Here is a 2,975-nt window from a genome sequence, read left to right as displayed (position 1 = left end):
TCAGCAGGCTGCCTGACCTTCACGCAACGCCATCATAGAGCTCGCGGTGCCCGCGCGCATGCGTCAAACAGGCGGTCTTCGTCGTATGCGTACCCCGCGATCACCGCTGGTGACGGCGTTCGGGGCGGCGGAAAGCCTGGCTGCAGCACTCGGCGACAAGGCAATCAAGGCGACGCTTGATGACATGAACACGCCAAACTCGGCCGACCGTCAACGGCAAGCCGCTGAAGGAAAAGCCGAAATCGCGGAACGCGCCCAAGGGGACAAAGAAACGGCCCCGAACGAGTTCGGAGCCTTGATATTAGGCGGCTTCTGCTATGAGCCTCTTCGCCGCTTGAGTTAGAAGGCCTGATCTAGTGAAGCCGTGCGCTTCAGCGTACTTGTCGATCTGATCCAGAACGTCCTCAGGAAGAGTGACATTCACGCGTATAGCCTTTGGCTGTTCGGTTTTGACCGACACCAAAATAGCTACCCCCGTCCGGTTATCAGGATCGGCCATAACGTCCTCTAGAGCAGAGGGCTCCGGAATGGCTTCTCCATCTTCAGCAAGACCCTCGATATGAAGGGTGAGGGCTTCCTCTGCCATAGCACGAGCGTCATCAAGGCTTTTGCCAGCAGTGATCACTCCGGGGAAGTCTGGAAATGCGACGCCGAAATCGCTGTCGGCATCCTTATGGATAAGACCAATATAGTTACGCATGGCTCTTACCTCAGTTTGAGACCTGACTGCTTTTCGATACTCTTAAGTGTCCCGATCGGGACATCCCGTTCGGGGTGCGGAACAGTTACGCGGCCCTTTTTGGATGGATGTTTGAATTGCACATGGCTGCCTTTCCGGGCCACCTCAAACCATCCATCCCCTTGAAGGGCCGAGATAATTTCCCGGCTTTTCATGGTGTGTACTTATACACACTCTATGTACACTGTCAACATAAAGTTGACCTAGCGGTTCCGACCTCAGGACCGAAAATTCTGACGATAGCAGCCGCCTATCCAGCGACTGACGCTTGCCAACCGCGCCCCTGACGGCAAGGTCTGCATCTTCCCCGTCCGCCGGAGTGACCGAGGCTGCTCGAACACGACTGCGCCACTTCAATAGTTGTCGAGTCGCTTGTCCGCATTCAACTTGTCATGGGGCGAGCCGAAGACGGCAGGACGGGTCATCGTAACGCCGCCGAAGCTCGCTGTGACCTGGCCCGATGCCAGTTGTCCGTTCGAGTCCATTGCGGCGACGACGGAGTAGATTCGGTGGTTTTTCTCGGAACGCCACGTCTGCTGGACGACACCGGTGGTCCAGATTTCGACCTCCGGCCCGTACGAGCGGTAGGTGCAAGAGCAGTCGCCGTCCACCATCGTGGCGGTCGCCGACATCTTGAACTTGCCGACGTCGAAGCCCATTATCGCGGAAAACCGGGCTAGCCTGTATGCGAGAGCCAGATTTCCGTCTCCGTCGAACTTCAACGTCGTCACCGTGTCGTCACGGCCATCGGGCTTACCGTTGACGATGTGAAGCGGTCCGGCCCAAATCATCTGGTCGGTCTTATGGGTTTTTCGATCGAACCAAGCCTGCGCCACCGGCCAGGACACGTCGACCAAGGCGCCTGCCACCCGCTTGCCGACGGTCGACGCGGCGCCCGCGATCAAACCGCCGATAATGGGCTTGGAGAGCTTGCTGCGATCCTCAGGTACGAAATCCTCGACCCGAGCGCCCACGGTCGAAAGCTTTTGCCCCACAGCCGCGCGACCGCCGACCGAGAAACCTTCGCTCAGGGGGATTGCCGTGACCGCCAGCAGGCCAAAGAGAGCGGCGACGATGGTCGCAGCCCGAAGGCGGCGCCTTGGGGCCGGCTGCTCGAGCACCAGTGAAGCTTCGGCGACGTTGAGCGCGGATGTGGTCATCAGAAGGATCCAGAGTTGGGTCGAAATCTCATACTCAGCGGAGCGGTATGACCTGGCGCCGCCGAAAAACCATGCATCGGCTCTTGAGCCGACGGCCCCGGTCCGACCGAACTCAACAGTCGGCCTTAATCTCAGTGACCACGTTCGCCTCCTCGACCGCTTGCCCTACAACGTTCCAAAAACATCGGGCGCGGGCAGACGGGGATCAATCCTGACAGTCCGATAGATTTTTTAATTGGTCTCAAGCCTGCTCCTCTTGAAATCGGTCAGCCGTCTACCCAGGGCCGCTCACGGCGCGGTGGAGAAAGCGCGCTCTGAAGCAACTGCAGCGAAGTTCGGGAGGCGAGTTCGAACCGTACGACGGCGCCGTGACGGGATTGCAGGTATGGGAATATCTCGCCGGGCCTTGGAAGCTTGCCGTTCGCCAAGCGACGTTCAGGCGCTTGGCTTGTCTGGTGGGAAGCCGAACATCACGGCCGGCCCCGCGAAGCCGGCGGCGTCGTGCACCTGCTCGAAGAACGCGAGCAGCGCGCTTTCGAGGCCCGCTTCGTCAGCGAGGTCCTGACGCATGACGATCTTCTCCTTCCGGATCGGAAGCATTCGCTCCTGATCGACTGCGAGTGCGACGTCCGTCGTTCCGACAAGCCTCATCTCCACCTTGCACGGAAACTTCAGGCTCAGGTGCTGGACGGCGAACGCGACCGCCGCATGGGTCTTCTCGAAGAAGATCGCTTCGAGGTTTATACGGCGGAATGAAGCGGGTTGGCACCCACTCGGGCCGGCCGCCGCGCTCGCGCACGATCATGGTGTTGCTGGCGAGCCAGAGCTCGCCGTTCTGAAACAGCTGCGTGGCCCAGCGCAGCGGCGCCCGACCGCACCGGTACCGTTCGACAGTCATTCCGCGACGCCAACCTCTTCGAGGCGAGGTCGGTAGAGTTGAGCCGACTGAACGGCTCTTGAATAGCACAACCGGTGTCGGTACTGACCTTGCCCCCATATGTGGAACGGCCCGCGTGGCAAGAGCTTTTTCAGTCGATTTCACACATTGGAACGGTGCGGTCATATGTCCGGCCTTT

Annotated in this window: 4 protein-coding genes; all 4 read right to left on the bottom strand. The window is 59.7% G+C overall.

Features of this window, described 5'->3' with window-relative positions; translation table 11 throughout:
* Positions 1-301: 301 nt before the first annotated feature.
* The 4 genes from K289_RS0140620 to K289_RS52955 all read right to left on the bottom strand — a co-directional run bounded on the left by K289_RS0140620 (position 302) and on the right by K289_RS52955 (position 2,469).
* Positions 302-700, bottom strand: a complete 399-nt coding sequence (locus tag K289_RS0140620) for a type II toxin-antitoxin system HicB family antitoxin (protein WP_027556522.1) — start codon at positions 698-700, stop codon at positions 302-304.
* 5 nt (positions 701-705) lie between these two features.
* Positions 706-894 (bottom strand): type II toxin-antitoxin system HicA family toxin, encoded by a 189-nt coding sequence (locus K289_RS50040; RefSeq protein ID WP_082905725.1) that lies wholly within the window; start codon positions 892-894, stop codon positions 706-708.
* Positions 895-1,092: 198 nt separating this feature from the next.
* The gene (locus K289_RS0140615; RefSeq protein ID WP_027556521.1) at positions 1,093-1,899 is read right to left on the bottom strand and encodes a hypothetical protein; all 807 of its coding nucleotides are present in this window, start codon (positions 1,897-1,899) and stop codon (positions 1,093-1,095) included.
* Positions 1,900-2,334: 435 nt separating this feature from the next.
* Positions 2,335-2,469, bottom strand: a complete 135-nt coding sequence (locus tag K289_RS52955; RefSeq protein ID WP_256380045.1) for a hypothetical protein — start codon at positions 2,467-2,469, stop codon at positions 2,335-2,337.
* Positions 2,470-2,975 lie beyond the last annotated feature (506 nt).

This window comes from Bradyrhizobium sp. Cp5.3 (genome assembly GCF_000426265.1).
GTDB lineage: Bacteria > Pseudomonadota > Alphaproteobacteria > Rhizobiales > Xanthobacteraceae > Bradyrhizobium > Bradyrhizobium neotropicale.
Note: the sequence above shows the minus strand (reverse complement) of the source record. Positions and strands in the feature narration are given on the sequence as shown.

Bases quoted from the DNA above. Each gene is read 5' to 3' on its own strand.
- K289_RS52955 (WP_256380045.1), bottom strand. From the start codon at position 2,469: ATGCGTCAGGACCTCGCTGACGAAGCGGGCCTCGAAAGCGCGCTGCTC.
- K289_RS50040 (WP_082905725.1), bottom strand. From the start codon at position 894: ATGAAAAGCCGGGAAATTATCTCGGCCCTTCAAGGGGATGGATGGTTT.
- K289_RS0140615 (WP_027556521.1), bottom strand. From the start codon at position 1,899: ATGACCACATCCGCGCTCAACGTCGCCGAAGCTTCACTGGTGCTCGAG.
- K289_RS0140620 (WP_027556522.1), bottom strand. From the start codon at position 700: ATGCGTAACTATATTGGTCTTATCCATAAGGATGCCGACAGCGATTTC.